Genomic DNA, 26,600 nt, shown 5'->3' with positions numbered 1-26,600 from the left:
ATAAGAATAATGGGTTCTATAAACAGTAACCTACTCTGAATTTAAATGGCGTGGTGACAGGTGCCCGGTATCTGTACAGAAAATCATAAAGCAGCTTTATTTCATAGCTCTTAAATAGTCCGGACCCAATATTTAGTTTTTTAGTTAATCCAAGCAAGGCGCTCTGTTTCCAGTCAGACACCTGCCGCAAACTCCGCAGCATATGAAACGGCTGCTGGTAATTAAATTCCCAGCCTCCTGAAATCCAGATGCTTCCTTTAAGTTTTATATCTGTGAATGTGCGCAGCGATAAGCCCTGCCCTGTAATATTGATATCCTGAAATCCTTTTCCCCAGCCGATCTTCCCACTCGATCCCAAACCGGCTGTGCTACGTTCATTAAACCGGTAGCCAACAGAAAGGCCAAGGTCTGTCGTTGCCGGAAAGAAGTTGTCAGCACGTACAGTTTGTATATTGGTGGAGTATTCTAACCTTTCACGGAAAGATTTCCTGCGCTTAAAGCCAGCATGGACGCCTGTCAAACCAGGATCCTCTTTTTTGAGATCTGTCAGTTTCTGCAGATCTGATAACATACCGTCCACCTGGCCAGCGCCGGATGGAAGGCTTTCCTGTATCCTTGATTGTACATTACTGGCCGAACCGGTACTTTGCGCTATAATTTGATTGAGCGCATCCCTTGTTTGCAGATTAGCGGCGTTTGCAGCATTACCCTGGCTACTCCCCAGCTGAAAGATACTGCCCAGGTCTGAGTTACTGTTGAAGAAAGTACGGAAATCCGGATTACCTGCTAACAGGCCGGTGATCTTGCTTTCTAGCTTGGAAGGGTTCTCCCATATCTCTTTGCAGGCACTTATTTTTGAACGGTAACCTGCTATCTGTTCCTGCATTTTCCGAAATCCCTTATAGCGTCCCAGTTCTCCTATTTTATCCAATAACTGCTGCTGTCTCTCCATTAATAGCCGGCTGATATCATTGGTTTCATTAAATTTTTGCTGCAGTTCATTATATTGGGAAAGCAATTGCTGGTACTGTTTCTGCCCCTGTACCGATTGCAGTAACTTTTGCCGGGAAAGAAATTTCATAGCAGTTTTCAGAGAATCCAGTTTGCTGCTGTATACGTCAGAGAAAGCCTGTGCAGGTAGTTGCATCCCGGAACTTACCCTTTTCTGCAGTCCGTCATAAAAGGCTGCTGTTGATAACAGCGATCCATTATTTAATAAAGTGTCTTTCTTCTTTACTTTATTCAATAATCTATCTTCCTGCATCCGGAGCTTTTGCAGGCTCCTTTTCGTTGCCAGCAGTAATTTGTCCTGCGTTTGGGAGGTGGTACCATTTAATTTAACAAGCCATTCATCAGCTAACAGGGACTTTTTCTCTTTATAGGCTAAACTGTCAGATTGAGCGAATGACTGGATACACATAAGCATGCAGCATCCAATCATGAAAACTGAAGATTTCACGGGAACGGGTTATTGTAGTGACGTAAAAAAAAATGCGATAAAGGGCTCTCCTCTGTTGATTAATATGCTACTCTGGGAAACTAATTAGATTTGGTCTATCTGTCGGGTCGGATAACTAACATTAAATGATTCTCATAACAACTCTTAGTACACGATCAAATATAAATATTATATTCTTTAAAAATAAAATTATTTTTTGATCTAATTCAAAAAGAGGAGTTCTCTGTTGACAATGATAGTGGATATTCAATGCCTGTGATTATTTTCAGGTTTTTAATGTCATTCCATGCGGCAGTAATGGCAGCGTATTCAGCTTAACACCGGTAACATCCGCAATCGCGTTACGGATGGCAGGCGCAACACCAACAATCGGAGCTTCACCCGCTCCTGCAGATGGAATGTCCTTTCTGTCAACAAGCACGATGTCCAGTTCCGGAATATCTCCAAACCTGGGCACCCGGTAGCTGGAAAGCGATGGGTTTAAAATGCGGCCATCCTTAAAGTCCACGGCTTCAAATAAAGCGCCACCAAGTCCCTGCAACACACAACCCATCACCTGATTTTCCAGGTGCATGGGATTCACAATGGCGCCACACTCAAAAGCCACCACAAGACGGAGCAACTGCAACTGCCCGTTGGATTTATTATAGGCTACTTCCGCGCAGGTTCCTACATAGGCGTTTTTTACAAATCCACACGCCATACCGTAACCACGACCAGCTTCCTTTTGCCTTGTCCAGCCAAATTTGGATGCTGCGGCCAGTAACACTTGTTTTAATCGTTCATCTTTTAAATTATTAAGCCGGAACCGGAATGGATCCTGTTTTAATTGCCGGGCCAGGTCGTCCATTACGCTTTCTATGGAAAAGACGTTGGCCGTGGCAGCAAGACCCCTGTAAGAGCCTTGTTTCAATGGCGTATCAGATGGATGGTATTGGATGTGCTTGTGTGCCACTTCATAAGGGACTTCAATACCCGCACCGCCGGAGTTGTAATTATGAAACTCCCAGGATGCCAAAAGTCCTTCGTTGCTGGCGCCGGCAACAACTTCTACGAGTCCGGCCGGTCTGAAATAAGCCCATTTGAATTCTTCTTCACGGGTCCACACTACTTTTACCGGTTTACCTACGGCCCTGGAAAGGCGCGCCGCTTCCACCGCAGCTTCCCCGCTATGTTTTCCGCCATAGGCGGAGCCGGTATCCGGCATCATTACACGGATATGATCTTTCGGAATGGAAAATACTTCCGCCAGTTCTTCCTGCACACCAAAAGGCCGTTGCGTGCCGGTCCATACGCTCAGCTTCCCATTTTCCCACACCGCCAGCGCCGCCCTCGGCTCCAATGGCACATGGGCAATATATTGCACCTCAAAATGTTGTTGTACCTGCACCGGGGCTGCCCCAAAGGCTTTATCAACGGCCTCCCCAGCTTTTCTTTCCTTGTCTTGTGCGTGCGTTTTAAGATAAGTGAAAATTTCCGCCCTGGAAGGCTGCGGGGTAGTTTTCCAGCGGGCCTCTATTCGGGCCAAAGCATTAGTGGCTGTCTGGGGATCAGGGGCAGTTACGCCAATGAAGTTATCTTCTTTAACAACATTTACACCTGGAGAGATCTTTGCCTTTTCTACATCAGCAGCAACCAGGGATGCGCCATAAGACGGCGCACGGAGCATTTTCCCATACACCATGCCTGGCATCACCATATCTGATACATATTGATGCTTTCCTGAAACGAAGCTTTTCGCATTAACCTTTGCCACGGGTGTACCGGCTACGGTCCATTTTTCAGCAGGAGTGAGCTGCACCTGGTCGTTTACGGCTAAAAGCATTTTCTTCCCTTTGGTGAGATCGCCGAAGCTCGCGGTTTTACCGGATGCGGCATGGCTAACCTGGCCGTTTTTAACAGTCACCGTTTGTTGGGCGACGTTCCATTGTTTCGCAGCCATATCCGTGAGCACCTCTTTTAACGAGGCGGCCGCTTTCCGCAACTTCGGTCCCATAGTAGGTGTAGTGAGACTGCCATATGTACCCCGGTCGTAAGGGGTAAGAAGGGTATCGCCCATGATCATTTCAATGCTGGTCACGGGAACAGACAACTCTTCTGCCACCACCTGCGATAAGGAAGTACGAATGTTTTGTCCTACTTCCACTTTGCCGGTGTAAACGGTTACTGTTCCGTTTTCCAGGATGTGCACCCAGGCGGCGATAGCGTCATCGCCGGGAGGAACGAAAGCTGTATGCTTCGATAATGCGTTCAGATCAGAATAGGTAAGGGCAACCGCAATACCGCCGCCCAGCAGTTTCAGAAAATTCCGTCTGTTGATTCCTTCCACAGGAGTTTGCCTTGTGCCTGAATTTTTCATAACCTTGGGTTTTGAACGTTAAGCCTTGCTGATGGCATTTATAATACGTGGATAAACACAGCAGCGACAAATATTTCCCTGCATTGCTTCTATGATCTCCTGCCTGGTGGGTGTTGGATTTCTTGCTTTTAAGGCAACCGCTGAAATGATCATGCCGGAGCTGCAATAGGCGCATTGGAAGGCGTCTTCATCCAGGAACGCCTGCTGTATAGGATGCAGCTGACCGTCTTTTTCCAATCCTTCTATGGTGATAACAATTTTATTTTCCACGCTTGCTACGGGGGTAATACAAGAAGGTGTGGCATGACCGTCTATCAGCACTTTGCATGCCCCACAGGCGCCTTCTCCGCAGCCGTATTTACTACCGGTGAGATTTAAATTTACTCTTAAGGCATCAAGAAGGCTGGTGTTAGCCGGCACGTTCAGGGTATAATCTGTGCCATTTACATTGATTTTCATAAGAGATGATTTAGAATGACGGGAAAACCATTTTTATTCTATAACTAAACTTAATCAAAATTAGGTATTATACCTATTTTCTAACTATCATTCCAGGGCTTGCCATACTCCTCGCCGGATTGTTCAATGTTTTGACGAATCGTACCAAATATAGCATGCACCGCAATCAAGTGATACAATTTTATTTTAAAACCCATAGTATTTTGATATCATTATTTATATTTGAATTCAGTATTATGAAATTCCTCGGTTATATTGTTTTGCTGAATTTATTCTTACCGGTCACCATTTCTCCATGTTATGGGCAATATTATTTTAAGCACTACCAGGTGGATGACGGGCTGGTGCACAATGCAGTGACCGCTGTAATACAGGATAGTAAAGGGTTGATATGGGTGGGGACCCGTGGTGGTTTGAACCGTTTTGACGGGTATTCTTTTAAAGCCTACAAAAACAATAACGATAAATTCGGCAGCCTGGGAAATGATGTTATCAATTCTATCGCTGAGGATAAAAACAGGATGATCTGGATAGCCACCGGCAAAGGCATTTTTAAATATAACCCGTACAAAGAAGTACTCACTGAACTGGAAACGGTCCCGAAAGAATATACCAATAATCTTGTAATAGACAAGGATAATAATCTTTGGTTTCTCATCCAGTTTTCTCTATACAAATACATACAGGCAGAGAACCGGGTAGAGGATTTAAAAACAAGAGCATCCTGTATTGCACTGGATTCAAATATGAATTTATGGATGGGAGATAATGACGGTAATATTCATATTTACAACCCGAAAACAAAGCCTGGCATAAAGATAAGGATCGTTGATAAAAGTGCTCCTGCAAATGCCCGGTCTATCAGCAAAATATACCCTATCAATAATAACGAACTGTTGATAGGTTGCTTTAAACAGGGATTAAAAAGCTATCATACCCAAACAGGCATCGTTAAATCTTTATCACTGGATGCCGATAAAAACAAAGACATATTTGTCCGCGATATTGCGACGGGTAATGACGGGCAATACTGGATAGCTACTGAATCAGGAATTTACATTTACGACTTAGCCACCAACAAGAGCATAAGCCTGAGAAAACGGCCAGGCGACCCCTATGCCCTGGCAGACAATGCTGTTTATGCAGTATGCAGGGACAACCAGGGTGGTATGTGGGCCGGTACTTTTTTTGGCGGGTTAAATTACTATTCGAAGGTCAATGCACGATTTGAAAAATATTATCCGCTACCGGGTGCTAATGCTATTTCAGGAAATGCGGTAAGAGAGATATGTGCTGACAGCAGCGGCCACTTATGGGTGGGTACCGAAGATGCAGGTATTAACAAATTGAATTTAAAAACGGGCATATTTACAAACTATACAGCCACAGGCAAAAAAGGAAGCATCTCTTACTCCAATATACATGGCCTGCTATCCTGGGGGAACGAGTTATTTATCGGCCCTTTTTTACAGGGCATGGAAATAATGGATATGCGTAGAGGTTTGGTTACAGACCGGTTTAAACTTATTGGTGACAGGAACGGCCCGGTAAGTGATTTTGTAATTTCAATCTACCGCACAAAAAACAATAAACTACTGGTGGGTACTGCATATCGTAATGCAGGACTATTTGAGTATGACCCACAACACAAAACATTTAAGCGCATCAGCCAGATACCATACAACACTTATGTTTATGATATATTTGAAGACTCAGAAGGAAATATCTGGACAGGCAGTGTAAAGGAAGGCGCATTTTATTATAATCCTAAAACCGGCCGCCGCGGGAATTTACATTTTGGTGATACCACTAAGGGAAAGACCATCAACGAATTCCCCGTGTACAATATTTTTGAAGACAGCAACCATGCTTTATGGTTTGCCACAACCGGCAGTGGGCTTATAAAACTAAGCCCCGACCGGAAAACCATCAAAAGATATACAACCGCAAACGGGCTGCCAGGCAATGTATTATACAGTATCCTGGAAGACAATTCAAAACATTTGTGGATCAGCTCATCCAAAGGTCTTATTTGTTTTGACCTGCATACAGAACAGGTAAAAGTGTACACACAAGCCAACGGGCTGATAACGGACCAATTCAACTACAACTCAGCGTATAAACATACCGATGGTAAAATGTACTTTGGCTCTGTTAAGGGTATGATTGGTTTTGACCCGGTTTTATTTAACCAAAGAGAGCCAAGCCCGCCTACCTATATCATAGGTTTCCAAATTAATAACAAAGAAGCAATACCTGGCGGGCATAACAGCCCCCTCTCCCAGTCTGTTTTATACACAGACACCGTTATATTGAAATATGATCAGAACAATTTTAGTATTGAATTTGCGGCGTTGAACTTTTCCTCGCCTGAAGCAACACGGTATAAATATCTTATGAAAGGCATTGACCAGCCCTGGACCTATCTCAATACTAACCGCAAAGCGTACTTTACCGATCTTACCCATGGCACTTATGAATTTATTGTCCAGGCTGAAAGCAACACCGGAAGCTGGACGGGCAAGGAACGGCGGCTGTTCATCAAAATCCTTCCACCTTTCTGGAAAAGCAACTTCGCTTATATTGTATACCTGCTGCTTTTAGGCGTTATAATATTCATCACGGACCGCCTATATCGTCAATACCTGGAGCGTAAAAATTTGCGAAAGCTACAGTTGTTTGAACATGAAAAGGAAAAAGAAATTTACCAGGCCAAAATAGAATTTTTCACCAATATTACCCATGAAATACAAACGCCGCTTACACTGATAGCGGGCCCCATAGAATGGTTGAGCAAAAAATTTGATAAAGACCCAGATGTTAAGAAAACGCTCGCCATAGCTGAAAAAAATACCCGGCGCCTGATAGAGCTGGCCAGTCAACTACTCGACTTTAGAAAAACGGAGGCGGACCAGTTCAGCCTGAATTTTGTAAAAACAGATATTGCCGGGCTGATAACCGATCTGGTAGCGGGCTTTAAAACACAGGCTGCCGCCAACAATATTGAACTGGATATCGCATTACCGGAAAAACACCTTACGGCTTTTGTAGACAGAGAGGCGCTCATTAAAATATGCACCAACATACTATCAAATGCTATTAAGTATGCAGCCACCAGGGCCACTGTTAATATAAACACGGTAAGCGATTCCGACGAATATTTTAAGATTAGCTTTCACAACGATGGCAAAGGCATACCAGAAGAGTTTAAAGACCAGATATTTGAACCCTTTGTAAGAGTACGTGGAAATAATAAGCCGGGCACCGGTATCGGGCTGTCGCTTGCAAAATCGCTCACAGAGTTGCACAACGGATCGCTGCGATTGATTTCCGGCGAAACTGACTTAATTATATTTGAACTGCAACTGCCCATACATCAAAAATTTGAATTTCAATTAAGCAGTTGGAAAAAGATAAAATAGTATGACCGAAAATATTCTTATTATTGACGATAATGAAGATATCCTGGAATTCTTATCTATGGTTTTGAGAGATGCTTACCAGTTACATCTTGCCGCCAATGGAGAAATTGCACAAACCATTTTGGACAAAGAAATTATTCACCTCATCATATCAGACATTATGATGCCGGGAATTGACGGATTTGAGTTGTGCAGGCTCATTAAATCCAATGTTGAATACTGCCATATCCCCATCATTTTATTAACGTCTAAAAATACGTATAAGGCTCACATCGAAGGACTGGAGGTAGGCGCAGACGCCTATATACAGAAGCCATTCTCATCAGAATTGCTGCAGGTACAGATTGCCAACCTGCTTAAAAACCGCCGTAAGATAAAGGATCATTTTGCCAGTTCGCCTTTTGAGGATGTAAGGGTAATGGCGCATTCAAAAACAGATGAAGCCTTTCTAAAGAAACTGGATGAATATATCAAAACAAATATTGAAGACCCCAATATTGATATTGACATGCTTGCCGCACACATGTTCATGAGCCGCACCACCTTATATCGCAAGATCAAATCCTTGTCCTCGCTATCTCCAAAAGAACTCATCGACATCACCCGTCTTAAAAAAGCCGCCGATTTAATTGCTAAAAATGAGTTTTCATTTTATGAAATTTCAAAGATGATAGGTTACAGCTCGCAAAGTCTATTCAGTCGTAATTTTCAGAAGTATTTCAAAATGTCGCCACTCGAATACTTTGATTCATTGCCAAGAGAGTAAGCAAGCCTTGTACGCCTTCATTGGGAAGGCGTACAAGTATTTCCATTGTCCTGGGAGGTGACCGTGACCGTACCTCTCTTCTTAATCTTTGTTTTCATCATTAACGGCATCTTCCCATTTCGTCCACATCTCCACGCCCTGTCCATAACCGTTATAACCGGGGTTTTGGCGGAGTTTTCCATACAAATTTGCGTCGATCGCCGATTGAGGAATGGGCCAATAGATATTATGTGGCGCTATGGTATAGGATCTGCCCTTTACAGTTACTTTGTTTTTGTTGTAATAATTGCTGTAATGCTGTATGCGCTGATACCAATAACTGTTTTCTGAAAGGGTATTCACATTATAGGTATTCCCCCATTCATCTGCTTTACCGCTTAAGGCCAGGCTATATGACATACGGCTTAGCTCCATGTGCCGCCACTCTTCCATCCATAATTCCCGGGCACGTTCATTGGCAATATCACCAATAGTAACAGTAGTGTATAACTGCTGGCATTTTGCTCTTTGTCTTACAATATTTACGTCTGCTGTAGCTGCGCCAATATTCCCTTTATAAAATTGGGCCTCGGCACGGAGCAGATAGGTTTCCGCAAGGCGATAGCAATACCAGTCTGCCGCCCCACCCTTATTGTTATTACTTGCAGCATTGCCAATATGATCAGGATCGTTTACGAAAACTTTGTAATGCGGCCAATCGAACCAGCTACGCACCGTATCGGTACATAAAAGTTTATTGCCATTGTAAAGCCGCAGGTTTTTACCGAAATACAATGCGTCTGAAGGATCATTGTATTTCAGGGAATCCATTCTTGCCCAATTGCCCACGCTGCTGTTGTGTCGCAGGTCTCCGGCATCATTAATCCCGTTTACGTTCCAAAGATCGTGTTGTGCAAAATAGGTAGGGCTAATCATTGCAATACCACGCCCTACAGCCGAGTTATAATCGAGGTTGGCCCGGTAGGAGCTGCTTGATGAAGCGTAGCACTGCATAAATTTCCCAGCAGGCGACACTAAGGTAGAGATATTCCACATCGGCCCCCAATTCCGCATGGTGCGCATTTTTATTGCGGCATCTGTATTATCACGGTTGGGCATAGCAAGAATGGCTTCTTTATTTGTCAGGATACATTTGTTCACAGGGCGGTGCAGGTCCCATATCACGTTCCGCGTAATATGCCAGGTGCCTTCCAGTGGGCTTTCAAACGTACCAAATGTGTTTGTCATTAAGGAATAACCTGAATTATTAATTAAAGAATCAGCTTGTGCAATTGCCTTGTCCCACTGACCGGTAGCCAGGTAGCATTTGATCAATAACTGGCGGCAGGCGCCTTTATTAATCATGCCTATATATGACATACTGGACTGATCAGGTACCCATTGCACGGCATCTTCCATATTTTTGGTGATCATTTCCAAAATAGCTTCACGACTGGTGCTTTTATAGTTTTGCTTGGGAGAAGAAGGGATTTGGGTTATCAGCGGAACATTGTTAAACTGAAAGCACAGGGCGAGATAACGAAAAGATCTGTGAAAGTAAGCCCTGCCAATATATTCACGTTTTGTAGCTTCATCCAGGCCGGGAACTTTATCAATAAACGAGGTGATTGTATTGGCATACTTGATACCATTATAAGTTTCCCCCCAGAAATAGCTCAACATGTTCACATCATTAGTGTACATACCATCTGTTGGAGTAAGGCGTGTAGCCACATCCGCAAAGATACTTCCATCATCTGTTTTACCAGCTACCGCCATGTCTGACAACATATACTCGGTATTAATGGGCACCGAAATATCCCTGGTCGTGATGTAGCTCCAATAGCTCCGCAGATGTTTGTCACACATCCCTATTGCAGCATCCAGTCCCGACTTGGTAGAGAAAGTAGTTTCGGGCTCATAAAAAGATAAAGGATCCGGTTTAAGATATTTCTTACTACAGGCGGCAATCATTGTTGATGCCATCACCAGGAAGAAAATTTTTCTTATATAGTTATTTTTCATTTTTGGTTTTTTTATTTCCCCTGCGTAAAAGTTTAGAATGTCACGTTTAATCCAAGCGTGTAAATTCTCGGTGCAATGTCACCAGTTTCTATATCCCAGTAGTCCCAGTTTTTGTCCTTTCTCCAAACAGCTACATTGCGAACGGTTGCATATAGTTTCAGGTTTTCAATGGCTGCCCGTGAAATAAGTTTGCGGGGCATTGTATAGCCAATTGTTACATTATCAAGCCTGATAAAAGAACGATCGAATACTCTGCTGGGGGCAGCAACTCCGGAAGGACCTCTCGCATCCAGCCGCCCAAAAAAATCACTCGGATTATCAAGCGTCCAATATTGTTTTTGATAGGTATTGGCATTGTATGTAACCAACGAAACACTATTATCCTGGTTCAGGTAAGAAGTACTTAAGCTTTTACTGCCCCAATAAGAATAGATATTGAATGAGAAGTTGAAGTTTTTATAGGTAAAATCATTTCGCAACGACCACATAGTAGGCGGTGTAGTCTGGCCCAGGAATTCCTTATCCTTATTATTATAAACCGCCGTTGTAGTTCCATCGGCGTTTTTAATATCATCTGCCGTGTAATTGTTAGCTACTTTAGGATCGCCGGGGCGCTGGCCGTACTTAGCCGCTTCTGTAACCTCATCCACCTGCCATATTCCCGTTACACGGTAGTTCCAGATGGCACTGGCCGGTTGTCCGATAAACCATCCGTTGGATATATCATCAGATTCTTTTGAGGTCACTACATTTCCATTGGCATCTAACACATCCTCGTACCGGTAATAAAGATGCTTAATCGTATTTTTATATTTCGAAAACCCCACTGTAGTATTCCAGGTAAAGTCAGGCGTTCTTATATTTTGTGTGTTGACCGAAATCTCGAAACCTTTGTTTTGTACTTCCCCTAGGTTGGTGGTGATACTCGTAAATCCTGAAAAATCCGGTAACGATTGGCTCATGATCATATTGGTGGTGGGCATGTAATAATAATCGAGCGTACCGGAGATCCGGTTATTTAAAAAAGCGAGATCCAGTCCGATATTATATGCAGTAGTTTTTTCCCATTGCAAATTGGGGTTTGCCATACGGTCAATTCTTAAATAGTAATACTGGATATAATTACCGCTGGCATCTACGTATCCCTGAGTGGTTGCGCCGTTTGCAAGGTTTGCCAATGCTATATAGGGATTGGCAAGCGACCTGTTTCCATTTTGTCCATAAGACAAGCGCAATTTACCATTGCTCAATGGACTCCATTGAAAGAATTTTTCATTAGTAAATGTCCAGGCCAAAGCTGCCGAAAAAAAAGTAGCCCTTGGATTCGAAGTGCCGAAAGCAGAATAGCCATCACGGCGCACAGAGGCTGTCAGCATATAACGGTCATCATACGAATAAAACACACGCGCAAGCATACCATCAGCAGTTTCATGAGAATCGTCCGTATTAAAACTGCTGTTAAGCGGATCGCCGGTAGAAGTTTCGTGGAATCCCAAGGCATCACTTGGTAAAATATTACGTGCATTAATAGCATCGCTCCAATACCGCCGTTCTTCTGCTTCCTGAACCAGGGTTATATTTACCTTATGTTTTTGGGCAAAAGTTTCTTCCCAGCTGATCGTATTATTCAAAGACCAGTCGAAACGCTTTCCCCAGTTCCGGTCAACACCATGATTAATTGGCAGCCAGTCGGGATGCTCCGAGGATTCAAAATAGCGGTTATAATACCACTGATACCTGGGAGAAACATTAAAAGAGTACTTGATATTAAAGGGCAGTTTTACTTTGGCAGAAAGAATGGTATTCAGAACAGTATAGCCTCTTTCCAATTTCATATACTGTTTATTGAAATCAAAATTATATCCTTTACTGGCAGTCATTTCATCGCCCATAGGATGTACTTCCAGGTTTCCATCCTCATCTTTATAAGATGCAAAAGGGCTGTTATTAATAATCTGTGATCCCCAGTTAACCGCAATATTTCCGTCGGACCGGTCCTGAAAATTAACATTGGCGCTAATATCCAGCCAATCGGTGACCTTTCCGTCCACTTTTAAGTTGGAGCGTACTGCCCTGTAATTATCACCCACAACCACTCCCTGGTTAGACAAATAACCTGCAGACAAATAATAATTTATTTTATCACTGGCGCCGGATACGCTGAGGTTATAATCCTGGTTAAAACCAGTACGGAAACTATGGTCATACCAATCGAAGGTTTTACCTTTCAGATAGTTATCCAATGTTGTATATTGAAGACCTAACCGTTTAGCCCGGATTTCGTTATCAGGTGCGTTACCTGTATTTGTTGAATAGGCTCTCCATTCGTCGATAGTGATACCGTATTTCTTCAGCGTTTCATCGGTAGGCATTTCATAGTATCCCAGCTTCCCCGCTGTTGCCGTTTCTGATATATAAGGTTCATAGGCTCCTGTTGCTGAATTGATGCCGTAGGTACCAGCCATGTACCAGTCCTGCCGGTATTTCATATAACCGTCGGGGCCAAAAACCTTCCTGTTTGCGGCCATATCAGAAAGCCCGAAATTGGTTGTCAGATTAACAGTCGGCTTCCCCTTTTTCCCTTTTTTTGTAGTGATGATAAGAACCCCGTTAGCTGATTTCGCTCCATAAATTGCAGCAGCTGATGCATCTTTAAGGATATCAATCTGATCAATATCATCGGGATTAATTTCAGACAATTCTCCATAAAAAATCATACCATCCAGTATCAGCAAAGGATCATTATGTCCGCCATCCGTATAAACGGAACGCTGTCCGCGGATTCGTATGGTACCTCCTCCTTTTGCAGAGGCATCGAAACCTACACTCACACCAGGTGTTCCGCGTATGATATCCTGAACTGTTTTAGGATTCTCGTCTGCAATCTTATTTGGGCGGATAGAAGTTATTGCCCCGGTAAGATCTTTTTTCTTCATAGTACCATAACCAATCACCACCACATTGTTCAGGTCATTGGTAGCTTGTTGCAGTATAATAATCAAAGGCTTTCCATCCGGTATCACCTCTCTGCTGACATAACTTACGTGTGATGCTCTCAGGGGCACTCCTTTGGCAGCCTGAATGCTAAAATTACCCGATACATCTGTTTTTGCAATCACGGTTGTTCCCTTAGCGGCGATTGTAACATCAGCTATTCCATGACCGAGAGAGTCAGTAACCCTGCCGGTTATACTTTGATGTTGTGCATGGGCACAAAAGGGAAACAGCAGAAACAATAAAGCCCAGAATAATCCAGGCAATAAGAACATCTTACACAAAGAAGAGGCATTGCTTTTCCCGGTTGCTGTATAATTTTTCTCCATAATGATCAGTTAGTCGTTATCGCGGTGAAATTTATAATGCTGTATTGGGTTATAGAGACCCATGGTTGTTTTAATAGCCACAATCGTTAAAAAGATTAATAGAATAATATACATACGCCGCCAAGGCACGTAGTTCTTTGAAAGTTTTCATTCTTTGAGATACGTGGAATATTCACCGGCGCGACTCCTGGCCAATTCATAAGTGGACACACATATTTGTGGATAATTATTAATATTAATACTGTAACGCGAAGTAAAAATTCTTTTTTGATACGTTTTATTCAACTTTTTGTCGAATCATTCCAAAGTAAGGAAGCATAGAAAAGGGAGGTGTTAAATCACAGGTGCGCGGAAACAGCTTTTCAGGATAAGCCGTTGGCGTCATGCCCCTGTGCAGGGGCATGACGCCAACGGCAGTTATAAAACTCTCCAACTATTTTCCTAAAAGTGCAGCTGCGCACCAGAGATAGGGTGCTTGGCCGTGAAGGTCACCTGCATTACGTGGGCGATCGTGGTAATACTGTTTATCATTCTTTTTGCCCGTGCCAACGCAAACTTCGGTCACATTATTACGTTCATCGATATACGAAACCATAGCTGTCCATGCTTTTCGCGCTGCCGGAGCGTACTCCGCCGCATCCAGCCATCCTTGCTTAACGCCTGTAATAAAAGCATACGTGAACATAGCGGTGCCGGATGTTTCCGGCCAGAAATCTGCTTCATCAATAAGCTGGTTCCACATTCCATTGGGCCTTTGGTGCTCCTTCAGACTTTTCATCATGGTAAGATACCCTTCCATAATGCGTGGGCGGTCTTTGTGATCTTTAGGCAACTCACGAAGCAGATCGGGCATACCTACTGCCATCCAGCCAGCTCCTCTTGCCCAGTAATATGGAACATCCGGAGCATGATAGAAAAGCCCGTTCGGGCGTTGCAGCTCATCCAGGTAGCGTACCATTTCCTTTGCCGCCCTGTCAATATATTTGCGGTCGCCGGTTACTTTATAGGCTTCATTTTGCACAACAGTAATCATATACATATCATCGATCCACAAACGGGTTTGCCACGAATATCCTTTATCCGCCCAGGCTTTTTCTTCCGGATTCGCATTCTTTGGCACTTCCCACTGCGTATCGGCGTAGGCCAGTCCGATTTTCTTATAGCGTTCGTCTTTTGTTACCTGATAAAGTTTCAGCGCAACGCTGCCAAACATATTGTAGTCCACGTGATTCATGGGAGGCAGTAATACTTTCTCCCGGGAGAAGAAGGGCTCAAATTTATCCTGTAAAAGCCTGATCAGCTTTTGGTCTTTTGTTTTTATAGCGTAGTCCAAGGCGCCATTCCAGGTACAAACTTCGGCATAGTGAATGTACCTTCCTGCATAGAGTTCATGCCTGCCGTCCACGAAGTGATAGGCCAATCGTTTGCCCACCTCGCCAGGTGTAGCTCCCTTTGGAAATTTGGTCAGATGATCCTGCTGGGCAAACAAAAACTGAAAAGATATCATTGCCAGCAACGATAAAAATAATTTACTCATAACGCTTTTTTTGTAGAACTTATTTAAATTTTAGTGATTATTTCCAATGCTTTGAACGACCGCCTCATACTTCATCCAGTGTATGCTGCTGGTATATTTCAGTTCTGAGATCGTGCGAAGAAATGAAATATCTCTTTTAAATTTTGTTCAGTTTTTTGTCGAATTGATCCTAAAAACCGGCGTGAGGAAGAATAGCGGGAATGTAAGGCAACAGCCGTGGATGGCAGGAATATTTATAACCAATGGATTACTTAGCAAAAGATAGATTCAGGGCGTTTTTCTGTCCCGTATGAAGAACGTGGATAAAATAAAAAGAAGCTGCCTCATTTATTTATGAGACAGCTCCTTCTTTGTCGCCCTGACTACCGTACAAAATTCGAACTTACTTCTGCATGGCTTTAGGGGAACATTCTTTTTAAGCTATGCTTCCCCGCATTACCACACCATCCTCCTTTTTTTCGCTCATAGCGATCTGCATTTTATTTCTGTTAAAATAAGATAGCGCCAGCACAGCCATCACACCCACAGGCAGTAGTATAAACCCTATGTTCCCATCTACAACGGCATGACTGATGATAGCGAATACCAGGTTGAACGTAAGTCCCGCATAGGCCCATTCCTTTAACCGGTCCGGGATCGGGGGCAACAATATAGCTAATGCGCCTGAAAATTTCAGAATGATCAGCGCAACTGCAAAATAGTCAGGATAACCAAGTGGCTTCGTTCCTGCATTGGTATACTGTGGTGCAAACAATAAGGTACTGATGGGCATGATACCTTCAAACAGGAATATAAAAACAGTTGACACCCAAAAAATAATTTTAGCCTTTTTCATTTTTGTATAATTTATTTTTGAACACTTAATATCAAACTGATATAGTACATGTCAACGACGTTAACCAACGGGCTGGGATTTCGGCCTACATCATGGTTAACCGGGGAACTTGCTCATATCCATATATAATACCTCCCAATGGTTACCATCCTGATCGCTAAAGCTTCTTTGCTGCATAAAGCCGTAGTCCTTTGGCGAATTGGGCTCGCTTCCACCGGCACTTAAGGCAGCATCTGCCATGGCATTTACTTCCTCCAGGCTGTCGACTGAAATGGAGTTGATCACACCAATGTCTGTTTTAGTGTCAATGATTTTTTTGCTTGTAAACTGCGAGAACTTGTCATGGGTCAATAGCATCGTATAAATTTCTTCACTTAGTACCATACAGGCGGCAGTGTCGTCCGTAAAATCCGGATTGTTGGTAAAGCCAATTTTGGTATAGAATTCCATTGCCTTTTTAAGGTCAGTTACCGGTAGATTGATAAAGATTTTCTTTGCCATGATGTATAATTTTAATTGTTAGTTCGATGAAACAAAGGTGGTCTAAATACATGGGACTGAGGATACATAAATGCGTCAAATTAGGGGGGTGAAAATGACAGGGATGTATTATCTTTACTTTTAATCTTACAACGTCTATGTTAATATCAGTTTTTGCACCAGAGAAGGGCGTAATAGAAGCGGTAACGCCACCCTACCGTGCTTTTAAGACAGCCAATGATTTTCTTATGGCCCTGGGAAAAGAGGCGATATTTGAGGTTGAATATGTTGGCCTTACCCCGTTTGTTTCGGCAAACGACGGTGAATACACGATAAGGACCGACCGCTTGCTCCGGGATGTGAGTAAAACCGATTTATTAATAATTCCTCCTGTATATGGCAATATTGCTGACGGAATAGAAATAAATGCTGACGCCATTCCACACATCAGGAAATTGTATGAAAAGGGCTGTAGCGTTGCCAGCTTGTGTTTAGGCGCTTTCCTGCTGGCTGAGACCGGGTTGTTGAACGGCAAAAAGTGCTCTACACATTGGGCCTACCTTGACGAGTTCAGAGCGCGGTACCCTGGAATTGAGGTAGTGGATGGCGCTATTATTACTGAAGTAGGAAACATATATAGTAGCGGAGGTGCCAGCAGCCTTTGGAATTTGGTCCTATACCTGATTGAGGAATTTTCCGACAGGGAAACGGCCGTATTAATTTCAAAGAGCTTCGCCTTAGATATTGGCCGCAGCAGCCAGGCCGTATTTACAGTGTTTAAGGGGCAAAAGAAACATGCCGATGAAGAAATCATGAAGGTCCAGGATTACATCGAGATGAATTACAACGAGAAAATGTCGATAGACGAGTTAGCGGCCATAGTTAATTCCGGGAGAAGGACCTTCGAGCGAAGGTTCAGGCAGGCAACAAGCAATACTCCTTTGGAATATATACAAAGAGTACGCGTAGAGGCCGCTAAGCGCTTCTTTGAGGCTTCCCGGAAAAATGTGAGCGAAGTAATGTTTGATGTAGGGTACACCGATACCAGAGCTTTCCGGGATGCATTTAAAAAAGTAACCGGCCTAACGCCTATAGAATACAGGAACAAATATGCTAAGGTTACTGCAGAAGTATAGATGTGGGTTGATATTAGGAATGGAAAACGCACGGTACAGGATCAGGACCATTCCATTTGAAATTGTTTACAAATGGCAAGAATTTCCTCCGGTGTCTTTTCAAAGTGATTTAATACGACTGTGTACCTCTGGTTGCTGTTTGGGTTCAGGTTATCTATATTACTAAGGGTTATGATAAGATACTCATAGTTCGTTGTGATGGCTCCTCTATCACCACCGTTATCCGGGATGCAGTACGTATAGGATTTTACATCAAAGTCTGCGATATTTCCCCATTTAAGTTTTACAATTGATGGAAAGGCAAAGCTGCCTCGCGCATCTACATCCTCTAAAATACTTCTGCCATAGTATATGACCATCTCGTCTTCTGATAGTTTTATTTGTGATGGTACATCCCATAAATATTTCACTATTCCAACTGAAGGGATGATTAATGAGACGATAAAAATAATGGATGGTAATGAAGCTGAATATTGTATAATAGAAATCAGTCCTCCAGCCAATAATATAGCAAAAATGATCAAATCTGCTATATATTTTCTCTTGCGTTCTGCAATGATTATTGTTTCCATATATTGTTCATAACAAGGTAAGTATTTAACAGTAAACCTGTTCTTTGGTTCTAAGCCTTCAATTGTAGTGGTAAGTTAGAAAAAACGGACACAATTCGAACTTTCTTATGGCAGACTTAATTAGTATTGATAGTTTCCATCAGAAATCAGCACAAAAATTATTAACAATGAAATAAAGCCGCTATTCCTATTGGATTAAGTTGTGTTTGCAAAACATGGAGGGGACCCTTCTTAATTTTCTTCCAACCAATGTCTCCATTATCCACCATGGTGTTTCAACTATTTTGAAACCAGCCTTTTCCTGATCCGGCTTAATGCTTCGGGCGTAACTCCAAGATAAGATGCCACGTAATACTGCGGTACTCTTTGAATCAACTCTTCCCTTTCTTTTATAAGATTCAAATACCGCTCTTCGGGCTTTTCTCCCATCAACCTGGCGTTTTTTTGGGTAACACGCAAAAACTGGGCTTCTGCAATGAGCCTGCCAATGCGTTCATACTCAGGAAATCTTTCATACAGCTTTTGCAGGCTGTTGAAATGAAGATGATACAATTCACAATCTTCCAGGGCTTCTATTCCATAATTAGCAGGACGGGACGTCAAAAAACTTTCATAATCTCCAGTAAATTGATGCTCAAAAAAGAACTCGTAGACGGTCTTCTTCCGGTCAGACAAATCAAATGCGATCACCGCCCCCTTCTCAATAAAGGACACCCATTTGTTTACAGCACCCAAATCACTGATAATTTCCCCTTTCTTGTAAGACTTCACTACCAAAAGCTCAGTAAGAGGCTCCCACGCCCCGGCAGAAAGGTTGGGTAAAAATTGCAAAAAATACTGATGAATATTTTCAAACATAAACTTAGCCGGCTTCAATAGACTGTTTTTCCCAGGATACTTTCTTTATTGACCCAGATCAATGAACAGGAAGATCCTGTTGTGGATTTTTGTCCAAAATAATTTCCTGAGATAAATATAGCGAATTATGGCAGCAAAATCAATCTATTATAAGGCCACTTTATTGGCTGTGTTCCTCATTGCCTTTTTCAGCAATGTACAAGCCCAAACCCAAACTATAAACGGGAAATTAGTTGACGAGGCCTCGTTCGCTCCTATCGGTGGTGCGACAATACAAATGGCAAATTACCCGGGGATAAATACGTTTTCGGACTCGCTTGGAAGTTTCCGGCTTATGGGAGTTCCTTTAGGCAGGCAATCTATTATCATTACGTTTGTAGGATACGAACCCTTGTTTCTTTCCGATTTATTGATCACCGCAGGGAAAGAACTTCAACTTAATAATGTGGCAATGCGTGAAAAAATTAAGATGTTGGATGAAGTGGTCATTAGCGCTTCTAACAGGAAATCACCCAACAATGAAATGGCTACGGTAAGCGTCCGCACGTTCAATATGGAAGAAACCAAAAGATATGCCGGCTCTTTTGGCGACCCTGCGCGGATGGCTATAAATTTTGCCGGAGTGGTATCCACCAATGACACAAGAAATGACATTATTATACGGGGCAATTCCCCCAATGCTATGCTGTGGCAGTTTGAAGGTCTTAACATTCCCAATCCTAACCACTTCGGTGCGCTGAACAGTATGGGAGGTTCTGTAAGCATGCTGAACAACAACCTGATAGCCAAGTCTGATTTTATATCAGGTGCTTTCCCCGCCCAATATGGTAACGCTGTTGCAGGCGTCTTTGATTTACGGTTGCGAAATGGAAATAAAGACAAGCATGAATTTGTAGGACAAGTAGGTTTCAACGGATTTGAAGCCGGAGCAGAGGGGCCGACCGGGAAAGGCAAAAAAGCGTCCTATCTCGTAAATGCCAGATATTCCACCCTTTCTGTATTCCGGCAGTTAGGGCTCAACTTTGGCACTGGCGGAGGGCAACCCGACTACTACGATGTAAATTATAAAGTACACTCATCAGTCGGGGCGAAAGGAAACCTGAGTTTGTTTGGTATTTGGGGCAGAAGTTCATTTGTGAGCCTGGGCAAAGATTATGATCCCGGCGGACAGGCTTATGGAAATAGCTACTCCAATCGTTTTGCCGATTACGAAACCAACATTACAGGACTTAGTTACGAGCATCTGCTCAGCAATAAGACTACTGCGAAAATAACAGTCGGTTATAGCAGTACGAACGAATGGTTTGACAGGGATTCTATCAGTACGGTAAAACCCGATATCGCTACTCCCGACTGGCACTGGAAATTCTCCATTCAAAAATATTCTGCTGTTTTTCAGTTGAATCATAAGTTAAATGCAAGGCATAGCTTTATTGCAGGGGTTTCCAATGATTATACCAACTTCTCCATTCTCAACAAACGGATCTACACCGGCGTGCACGACCTGGTAATTGCTGACCGTCAACGCGATTTGGACCTGTTGCAGAGCTATGCTCAATGGAAATACAGGATGAACGATGTGTGGACATTTATTGCAGGGATGCACTACCAATATCTGGATATTTCCCAGAGCCAAAGCATAGAGCCAAGAATAGGGCTAAATGCTAAAATAAACAACAGGCATACTTTAGGCTTCGGTTTCGGAATGCACAGCCAAATGGACAACCTGCTAAATTACACGGTTGTAACATCCACTCCCTCCGGCCACTTGTATACAAATGAATCCTTAGGGTTTATAAGGAGCAACCATGCTGTGTTGTCACACAACTGGAAATTAAACAATAATACAAACCTGAAGACCGAACTTTATTACCAGTCGTTGTATGACCTTCCTGTGGAAAGTCATCCGTCTTCTTTTTCGACCGTCAATCTTGGAGCAGAGGCCACTCCTACATTGCGGGACAGTCTTATCAACCAGGGCAAGGGAAGAAATTTCGGTGTAGAGTTTACCATTGAAAGGAATTTTTCAAAAGGGCTTTATTACCTGCTTACCACATCCCTGTTTGATTCCAAATACCAGGGAAGCGATAGGGTATTGCGAAATACGGCGTTTAATATGGGTTATGTAATCAATGCTCTTGCAGGCAAGGAATGGAAGTTCAACAGGGAAAGATATTTCAGCATTTCAATGAAGGTCTCTGCTGTCGGAGGTCGCTATCTTTCACCTGTGGACATTACAGCATCTATTGCAGACGGCGAAATACAGTTTATTGAAGAAGAGGCTTTTTCATTAAGGCAATCGGCTTATTTCCGCTCGGATGTAAAGCTATCCTACCGGAAGGAATACAGAAAATCATCTTTAGAAATTTCGCTGGACCTGCAAAACGTTACCAATAACAATAATATTTTCAGACAGGATTGGAACGCCCGTACCGGACAAGTCGTAAACAATTACCAGCAGGGGTTTTTCCCTGTGCCGTTTGTAAGGTTTACTTTTTAATGAAATTGACCAGGATTGGGTTTCGTCTCAAAAACCCAAAACACGATCACTAAAAGGATTTTCACTTCGAACTATCCTCATCAATACCTGGGGGTTTGAGCGCTCCTCCGGCTCCCATCACAACCTCTTTCAGGTTTTGCCGCAATACATATACGGTTACTTTAAAAGATTGGCCATTGCTGGAATCCGGATGGATACCCAGCAAGCCGAAAAGATGCATAGACGGTACATTGCAATGCATGCCATTGGTATTCCACCATTCCATTATGGATTGAAATGGCTCGTTATCCCTACCACAATAAATCAACACCCCTTCCTTTTTTACCCAGTCAGCCAAACGGCGTGCACATCTGGCAGATAAATAATGGGGCCGGACTTCAACATGGAGGAAGCACTTCCTGCTGAAATGCAACAATTGCGTCAGTAGCACGCAAATAGCCTCCTGCACTATGGATTGTGTCCTTTATATTGTGTACAGAATACCGGATCGATTCACTTTGGAATACTATTGTGACAGCCTCACGAAGTGCTTCAGCAGTAAACTCTGTACGATCAAGAATAAGGCCCAGATGCAAATCCCGTATACGTTCTGCTGTTGTTACCTGTTCCTTTATGGATGGTAGCACAACCAAAGGCACACCATAATACAGGCTTTCCATGGTGCTGTTTAAGCCGCCGTGAGTGACAAAAACATCCACATGAGGGAGTAGCGCGGTCTGAGGAACAGAGCGCCTTACATCAAAATTATCGGGAATGGGTTCCAGCGTATGTAAGTCAACCTGATCTCCAACCGACATTACCACGCTCCAACCGGGTGCTGAAAAAGCAGAGAAACACATCCGGTAAAAATCAGGTTCATTATTTCGTAATGTACCCAATGAAATATAGATCCTGATTGCTGGTGATTTGCTGCTTTGCGCTATCGGCCATGGGACTGGTGGTTGCTCCATAAAGGATGGCCCTACAAACAAAAAACGCTCGTCGAATTGTGCGGCATTAACCTGAAATATTTTTGGTAGAAATACCAACGTTAATCCAGGCACTTCTGAAAACAGCTCCTGAAGGGTAAGATCAGGAATCTGGTACAATGTGGTAACTTCTGCAAACGCTTTATTAGCAGTATGTGCAAGTAGTTTGAAATTCGGGGCAGTAAACGTTTCGATAATCTTTTGCGATTGTCTGGGACTATGGAATGGCCGGAAGCCGATCGCAGGTAACCGCAATATCCGTGCTGCGAGTCTGGCTGCAAGCAGCATGGTATTAAATACAATACAGTCAGGGCGTATACTTTTTAACTTTTCTACTATTTCCGGCACTATACGTGGCGATTCACGCGCCATTAAAAACGGTAAAAGCGCAATCTCTTTATCCCCCGGTGGCGGTGTATTTTGACTTCGTAAAGTTCCTGACAATGTGACCGGGATGCCACCTGCTTTTTGCACAGCCCCGGTGAAGGATTCGCCAATAAAATAATAAATTTTATGGCCACGTCTACTTAGTTCTGCCACGATGGGGAGCGTTGGGTTCACATGACCATATGCTGAAATATTGAAAAAAACGTAAGTGGCCATATTTTTATATTCCGATGTGAACATGGTATCTTTTCCAAATCTACACTTTTCCGTTTACCATGCAATGTCTGTGAACGCAATTCATTACTTTATCGTATAATCCTTTGTGTCTACTTCCGATAACCTGAAATATCCATAAGCGAAGTTTGCGAAATGGGTCTGATTGATGATATTTCCTCTCACCGAACCTGGCGTTGTTTGAAACGGGCCGCTACCAGCTCCGGATGCTGCTAACAATTTCCTGAAATAATCATAATATCTCCTGGAAATTCCATACAGCCGGATGTTTACCGGATCTCCGGCTTTCAGATCTTCGTCAGAGAAATATTCCGGTATCAGGTTACCTTGACTGTTATCATCGTCTTTAGCTTTATAATCCGGAAACGTTGATACAGGTGATTGAATACGGTGCAGATAATAATTTTCCACATTGCCGTTATCCTGGTAATAGTAGGTGATCTCCACTTCATCACCCCCAAATCCGCCCTTATCATTCTGTACAATATTATTGTCAATATTCGGCACACCAATACAAGTTTCGGTTGCGGTATAAATCTCTCCATTTAAAACCACTTTTAATGCATAGTTTTCCCCGATAACCGGATGGAAATTGGAGCAGATATATTCCCCCGTACCGGGATTTTCTATAAAACTAAAAACAGTATTTGCTGAATTTGTTATAACTATATTGGCTCCGGAAACTGTTGGAAATTTCGCACTGTAATATCCCGTTGTGGTGGAGAGTTTAATTTTCTGCTCATTGCCTGTTGTACCTTTCACCCAATCAATCGATGCGTCAATTACCAATTTTGGTGCTGCCGTTTCCAAATCCACTTCCACTACTTTTGTGCAGGACAGAAGAAAAAAACAACATGAAGCAATCAGGTATTTAAGTATGTTTTTCATTTTGTAATTATTAGAATCAAAATTTGAAATTGTAAGTCACACCAGGAATGATACCGAAAATCGATATCCTCTTTGCTTCACTCAACCCTGTTTCCCTGTTTTGCTCGAACATAATAGATGCGGCGTTGCCTCTGCTGTAAACATTGTAGATACTGAACACCCATTCACCTTTCCACCTTTTTTTGCTGTCAGGCTTTGGCGTGTAGGTGGCCGATAAATCCAAATGGTGATAAGCCGGAAGCGAATTGGCGTTTCGCTCCCCGTAGTTCCCAATTGTAATTCCCTGATACTCATATTTTCCAATAGGATAAGTTGCAGCTTTCCCTGTTTGGTAGGTAAAAATGCCGCCAAAACTCCACTTTTTTGTCAGTTGATAAGCGCCTGTAAGCGAAAAATTATGTGTTTTATCGTAGTTGGCACGATACCATTCGCCGTTGTTAATGCCAGGTTCTCCGGCGTTTCTTCCTGGTGTACGCTGCTCTGCTTTAGAAAGTGTATAAGAAAGCCAGCCAGTGAGTTTTCCGGTATTTTTCTTCAGCATCACCTCAAGTCCGTAAGCCCTTCCTTCCCCGTTTAGCAATACCTGTTCTATGGCTTTTTGGGCGATCAATTCGGCTCCGTCAATGTAATCCGCTTTATTTTTGATTTTCTTATAAAAGGCTTCTGTTTCCAAAGAATATTTTCCATTGTTGAAATTTCTGAAATAGCCCAATGCAACCTGGTCAAGAATTTCGGGTTTCAAAAACTGGTCGCCCGGCGCCCAGATATCGAGTGGAGAAACGGAAGCTGTGTTGGAAATTAAGTGGATATACTGGCTCATCCGGTTGTAACTCGCCTTAATGGATTGGTCGTCATTTATGGCAAAAGAAACTGCCAAACGAGGTTCTAAATTTCCAAACCCAACAATCTTTTCGTTTTTATTGTAATGCGTTATACTGGTAGGCGTTCCTTCCTCATAAATTTGTAACCCGGGATTGAAAACCACTGCCTGATTATTAGCATAATTATTTACGTTCTGTTCCCCCAACCGCATGAAATTGCTATATCGCAGACCATAATTCAATGATATTTTATCGGTGAGTTTTTGCTCGGCACTGATATACAACGCATTCTCCCAGGCATATTTTTTTTCAAGCTGGTCGGCATTGATAGACGATTTAGCGTCCATGGGTTTTATTGTGCCGGGATTGAATTGGTAGTAGATGGAATTGATGCCATAATTCAAAACCAACTTATCAGACAGACGGTGGTTAAAATTATATTTCAGATTATAATTACGGATGTCCGATGCCCAATCAATGCCAACATACTTTATTTTCAGGCCATAATCGTACTTACTGTAAATGATCGATGCATTGGAAAAAAGTTTATCGGAAAAGATATGATTCCAGCGAAGATTAAAGAATGAGTTTCCATAATTGTTGCTGAAAAAATTACTGAAATCCATTTTATCCTTACCGAAATATCCTGAAAGGAAAATCCTGTTATTGTCATTAATGTTATAATTCAGTTTCGCATTCAAATCATAAAAAGAAACAGAATTGGGGTTGTCTGCCAGTTTCATAAACAATTGAGCATAAGATGTACGACCAGCAACCACGAACGAACTTTTACCTTTTACAATAGGGCCTTCTGCCAGTAATCTGCTCGAAATCGCTCCAATTCCACCCGTTACGTGATATTCCTGGTTGTTCCCTTCTTTTTGATAAATATCCAGAACAGACGAAGTACGTCCACCGAAATTTGCTGGTATTCCACCTTTATACAATTTCAGATCTTTAATCACATCAGCATTAAAAACGGAGAAAAAGCCGAACAGGTGTGAAGTATTGTAAACAACGGCTTCATCTAACAATATCAAATTACCGTCAACCGAACCTCCTCTGACGTTAAAGCCGGTTGCTCCTTCCTGGGCAATGGAAACTCCTGGAAGCTGCAGAATAGCTTTCAAAATATCAACCTCGCCCATCACTGCCGGCATCTTTTTGATGGTGGAAATAGAGAGTTTATTCACACTCATTTCCGGATTCCGGATGTTGTTTGTTGAACTCCTGTCCTTTATCACTACCTCATTTAAAGTTCTGCTTTTTTCAAGCATCGAAAAATTTGCTCTGGTGTTTTCTGTCAGAGAGATATGTTCCTCAATATTTTCAAATCCTATACAACTGATAACGATTGTATATGCTCCTTTCGGCAGCGTGATAGAATAAAAGCCATAGGCATTGGTAACTGCCGAGGCTTTTGCTTCAGGGATGAAAACACTTGCACCGATTATTGTTTCGGTGTTTGTTTTCATGGTAACTGTTCCGCTCAATGTGACCTTCTGTTGTGAATAAGCCCCGAATGAAATCACGATAAACAGCAGTGTATAAATGATTTTGTATCTCATCTTTTAAAAATCGATTTAACAATT

At 42.7% G+C, this 26,600-nt stretch carries 18 protein-coding genes; 4 read left to right on the top strand and 14 right to left on the bottom strand.

Annotation, left to right across the window (positions count from 1 at the left end; all coding sequences use genetic code 11):
- Positions 1-16 precede the first annotated feature (16 nt).
- From QFZ51_RS16055 to QFZ51_RS16045, 3 genes are all read right to left on the bottom strand, one after another.
- Complete coding sequence (locus QFZ51_RS16055) at positions 17-1,426, bottom strand: hypothetical protein (protein WP_429047150.1); 1,410 nt, start codon at positions 1,424-1,426, stop codon at positions 17-19.
- A 298-nt stretch (positions 1,427-1,724) separates the two neighbouring features.
- Positions 1,725-3,818, bottom strand: coding sequence for a molybdopterin cofactor-binding domain-containing protein (locus tag QFZ51_RS16050; RefSeq protein WP_429047149.1), 2,094 nt, complete (start codon positions 3,816-3,818; stop codon positions 1,725-1,727).
- A gap of 18 nt (positions 3,819-3,836) precedes the next feature.
- Positions 3,837-4,277: a (2Fe-2S)-binding protein gene (locus QFZ51_RS16045; RefSeq protein WP_429047148.1), complete on the bottom strand. Its 441-nt coding sequence runs from the start codon at positions 4,275-4,277 to the stop codon at positions 3,837-3,839.
- A gap of 203 nt (positions 4,278-4,480) precedes the next feature.
- Here QFZ51_RS16045 and QFZ51_RS16040 point away from each other — a divergent pair, with 203 nt between their 5' ends.
- The gene (locus QFZ51_RS16040) at positions 4,481-7,699 is read left to right on the top strand and encodes a ligand-binding sensor domain-containing protein (protein WP_429047147.1); all 3,219 of its coding nucleotides are present in this window, start codon (positions 4,481-4,483) and stop codon (positions 7,697-7,699) included.
- Position 7,700: 1 nt separating this feature from the next.
- Complete coding sequence (locus tag QFZ51_RS16035) at positions 7,701-8,465, top strand: response regulator transcription factor (RefSeq protein ID WP_429047146.1); 765 nt, start codon at positions 7,701-7,703, stop codon at positions 8,463-8,465.
- An 81-nt stretch (positions 8,466-8,546) separates the two neighbouring features.
- On the opposite strand, the gene QFZ51_RS16030 is transcribed toward QFZ51_RS16035, so the two are convergent.
- The 5 genes from QFZ51_RS16030 to QFZ51_RS16010 form a co-directional block, all read right to left on the bottom strand.
- Entirely contained in the window at positions 8,547-10,469 is a 1,923-nt protein-coding gene (locus QFZ51_RS16030) for a RagB/SusD family nutrient uptake outer membrane protein (RefSeq protein WP_429047144.1), read from the bottom strand.
- 32 nt (positions 10,470-10,501) lie between these two features.
- On the bottom strand, positions 10,502-13,792 hold the full coding sequence (locus tag QFZ51_RS16025; RefSeq protein WP_429047142.1) for a SusC/RagA family TonB-linked outer membrane protein: 3,291 nt from the start codon (positions 13,790-13,792) through the stop codon (positions 10,502-10,504).
- A gap of 433 nt (positions 13,793-14,225) precedes the next feature.
- Positions 14,226-15,329 carry a glycoside hydrolase family 88/105 protein gene (locus QFZ51_RS16020; RefSeq protein WP_429047140.1) on the bottom strand — a complete coding sequence of 368 codons (1,104 nt, stop codon included), beginning with the start codon at positions 15,327-15,329 and terminating at the stop codon, positions 14,226-14,228.
- 415 nt (positions 15,330-15,744) lie between these two features.
- Complete coding sequence (locus tag QFZ51_RS16015; protein WP_429047137.1) at positions 15,745-16,164, bottom strand: DoxX family protein; 420 nt, start codon at positions 16,162-16,164, stop codon at positions 15,745-15,747.
- A 96-nt stretch (positions 16,165-16,260) separates the two neighbouring features.
- Positions 16,261-16,665 (bottom strand): VOC family protein, encoded by a 405-nt coding sequence (locus tag QFZ51_RS16010; protein WP_429047136.1) that lies wholly within the window; start codon positions 16,663-16,665, stop codon positions 16,261-16,263.
- A 137-nt stretch (positions 16,666-16,802) separates the two neighbouring features.
- Between QFZ51_RS16010 and QFZ51_RS16005 the strand changes: the two genes are divergently transcribed.
- Positions 16,803-17,780 (top strand): GlxA family transcriptional regulator, encoded by a 978-nt coding sequence (locus QFZ51_RS16005; protein ID WP_429047135.1) that lies wholly within the window; start codon positions 16,803-16,805, stop codon positions 17,778-17,780.
- Positions 17,781-17,821: 41 nt separating this feature from the next.
- Here the strand turns inward: QFZ51_RS16005 and QFZ51_RS16000 are convergent, their stop codons facing one another.
- Together QFZ51_RS16000 and QFZ51_RS15995 are read right to left on the bottom strand one after the other, a co-directional pair.
- Positions 17,822-18,352, bottom strand: a complete 531-nt coding sequence (locus QFZ51_RS16000) for a hypothetical protein (protein ID WP_429047133.1) — start codon at positions 18,350-18,352, stop codon at positions 17,822-17,824.
- Positions 18,353-18,631: 279 nt separating this feature from the next.
- On the bottom strand, positions 18,632-19,228 hold the full coding sequence (locus tag QFZ51_RS15995) for a Crp/Fnr family transcriptional regulator (RefSeq protein ID WP_429047131.1): 597 nt from the start codon (positions 19,226-19,228) through the stop codon (positions 18,632-18,634).
- Between the two features lie 109 nt (positions 19,229-19,337).
- On the opposite strand from QFZ51_RS15995, the gene QFZ51_RS15990 reads away from it, so the two are divergent.
- A complete protein-coding gene (locus QFZ51_RS15990; RefSeq protein ID WP_429047129.1) occupies positions 19,338-21,710 on the top strand; it encodes a TonB-dependent receptor in 2,373 nt (790 codons plus the stop codon).
- Positions 21,711-21,771: 61 nt separating this feature from the next.
- Here QFZ51_RS15990 and QFZ51_RS15985 read toward each other — a convergent pair whose 3' ends face one another.
- The 4 genes from QFZ51_RS15985 to QFZ51_RS15970 form a co-directional block, all read right to left on the bottom strand.
- Positions 21,772-21,975: a hypothetical protein gene (locus tag QFZ51_RS15985; protein ID WP_429047127.1), complete on the bottom strand. Its 204-nt coding sequence runs from the start codon at positions 21,973-21,975 to the stop codon at positions 21,772-21,774.
- 112 nt (positions 21,976-22,087) lie between these two features.
- Positions 22,088-23,281, bottom strand: a complete 1,194-nt coding sequence (locus tag QFZ51_RS15980) for a macrolide family glycosyltransferase (protein ID WP_429047125.1) — start codon at positions 23,279-23,281, stop codon at positions 22,088-22,090.
- Positions 23,282-23,365: 84 nt separating this feature from the next.
- Positions 23,366-24,187 (bottom strand): DUF4249 domain-containing protein, encoded by an 822-nt coding sequence (locus QFZ51_RS15975; RefSeq protein WP_429047123.1) that lies wholly within the window; start codon positions 24,185-24,187, stop codon positions 23,366-23,368.
- Between the two features lie 16 nt (positions 24,188-24,203).
- Positions 24,204-26,576, bottom strand: a complete 2,373-nt coding sequence (locus tag QFZ51_RS15970; protein WP_429047121.1) for a TonB-dependent receptor — start codon at positions 26,574-26,576, stop codon at positions 24,204-24,206.
- Positions 26,577-26,600: the final 24 nt, after the last annotated feature.

The sequence above is a fragment of the Chitinophaga sp. W3I9 genome (genome assembly GCF_050434025.1).
Classification (GTDB): Bacteria; Bacteroidota; Bacteroidia; order Chitinophagales; family Chitinophagaceae; genus Chitinophaga.
Note: the sequence above shows the minus strand (reverse complement) of the source record. Positions and strands in the feature narration are given on the sequence as shown.

Coding starts and splice junctions, on each gene's coding strand:
- QFZ51_RS16055 (WP_429047150.1), bottom strand. CDS start 1,426: ATGCTTATGTGTATCCAGTCATTCGCTCAATCTGACAGTTTAGCCTAT.
- QFZ51_RS16050 (WP_429047149.1), bottom strand. CDS start 3,818: ATGAAAAATTCAGGCACAAGGCAAACTCCTGTGGAAGGAATCAACAGA.
- QFZ51_RS16045 (WP_429047148.1), bottom strand. CDS start 4,277: ATGAAAATCAATGTAAATGGCACAGATTATACCCTGAACGTGCCGGCT.
- QFZ51_RS16035 (WP_429047146.1), top strand. CDS start 7,701: ATGACCGAAAATATTCTTATTATTGACGATAATGAAGATATCCTGGAA.
- QFZ51_RS16030 (WP_429047144.1), bottom strand. CDS start 10,469: ATGAAAAATAACTATATAAGAAAAATTTTCTTCCTGGTGATGGCATCA.
- QFZ51_RS16025 (WP_429047142.1), bottom strand. CDS start 13,792: ATGGAGAAAAATTATACAGCAACCGGGAAAAGCAATGCCTCTTCTTTG.
- QFZ51_RS16020 (WP_429047140.1), bottom strand. CDS start 15,329: ATGAGTAAATTATTTTTATCGTTGCTGGCAATGATATCTTTTCAGTTT.
- QFZ51_RS16015 (WP_429047137.1), bottom strand. CDS start 16,164: ATGAAAAAGGCTAAAATTATTTTTTGGGTGTCAACTGTTTTTATATTC.
- QFZ51_RS16010 (WP_429047136.1), bottom strand. CDS start 16,665: ATGGCAAAGAAAATCTTTATCAATCTACCGGTAACTGACCTTAAAAAG.
- QFZ51_RS16005 (WP_429047135.1), top strand. CDS start 16,803: ATGTTAATATCAGTTTTTGCACCAGAGAAGGGCGTAATAGAAGCGGTA.
- QFZ51_RS16000 (WP_429047133.1), bottom strand. CDS start 18,352: ATGGAAACAATAATCATTGCAGAACGCAAGAGAAAATATATAGCAGAT.
- QFZ51_RS15990 (WP_429047129.1), top strand. CDS start 19,338: ATGGCAGCAAAATCAATCTATTATAAGGCCACTTTATTGGCTGTGTTC.
- QFZ51_RS15985 (WP_429047127.1), bottom strand. CDS start 21,975: ATGGAATGGTGGAATACCAATGGCATGCATTGCAATGTACCGTCTATG.
- QFZ51_RS15980 (WP_429047125.1), bottom strand. CDS start 23,281: ATGGCCACTTACGTTTTTTTCAATATTTCAGCATATGGTCATGTGAAC.
- QFZ51_RS15975 (WP_429047123.1), bottom strand. CDS start 24,187: ATGAAAAACATACTTAAATACCTGATTGCTTCATGTTGTTTTTTTCTT.
- QFZ51_RS15970 (WP_429047121.1), bottom strand. CDS start 26,576: ATGAGATACAAAATCATTTATACACTGCTGTTTATCGTGATTTCATTC.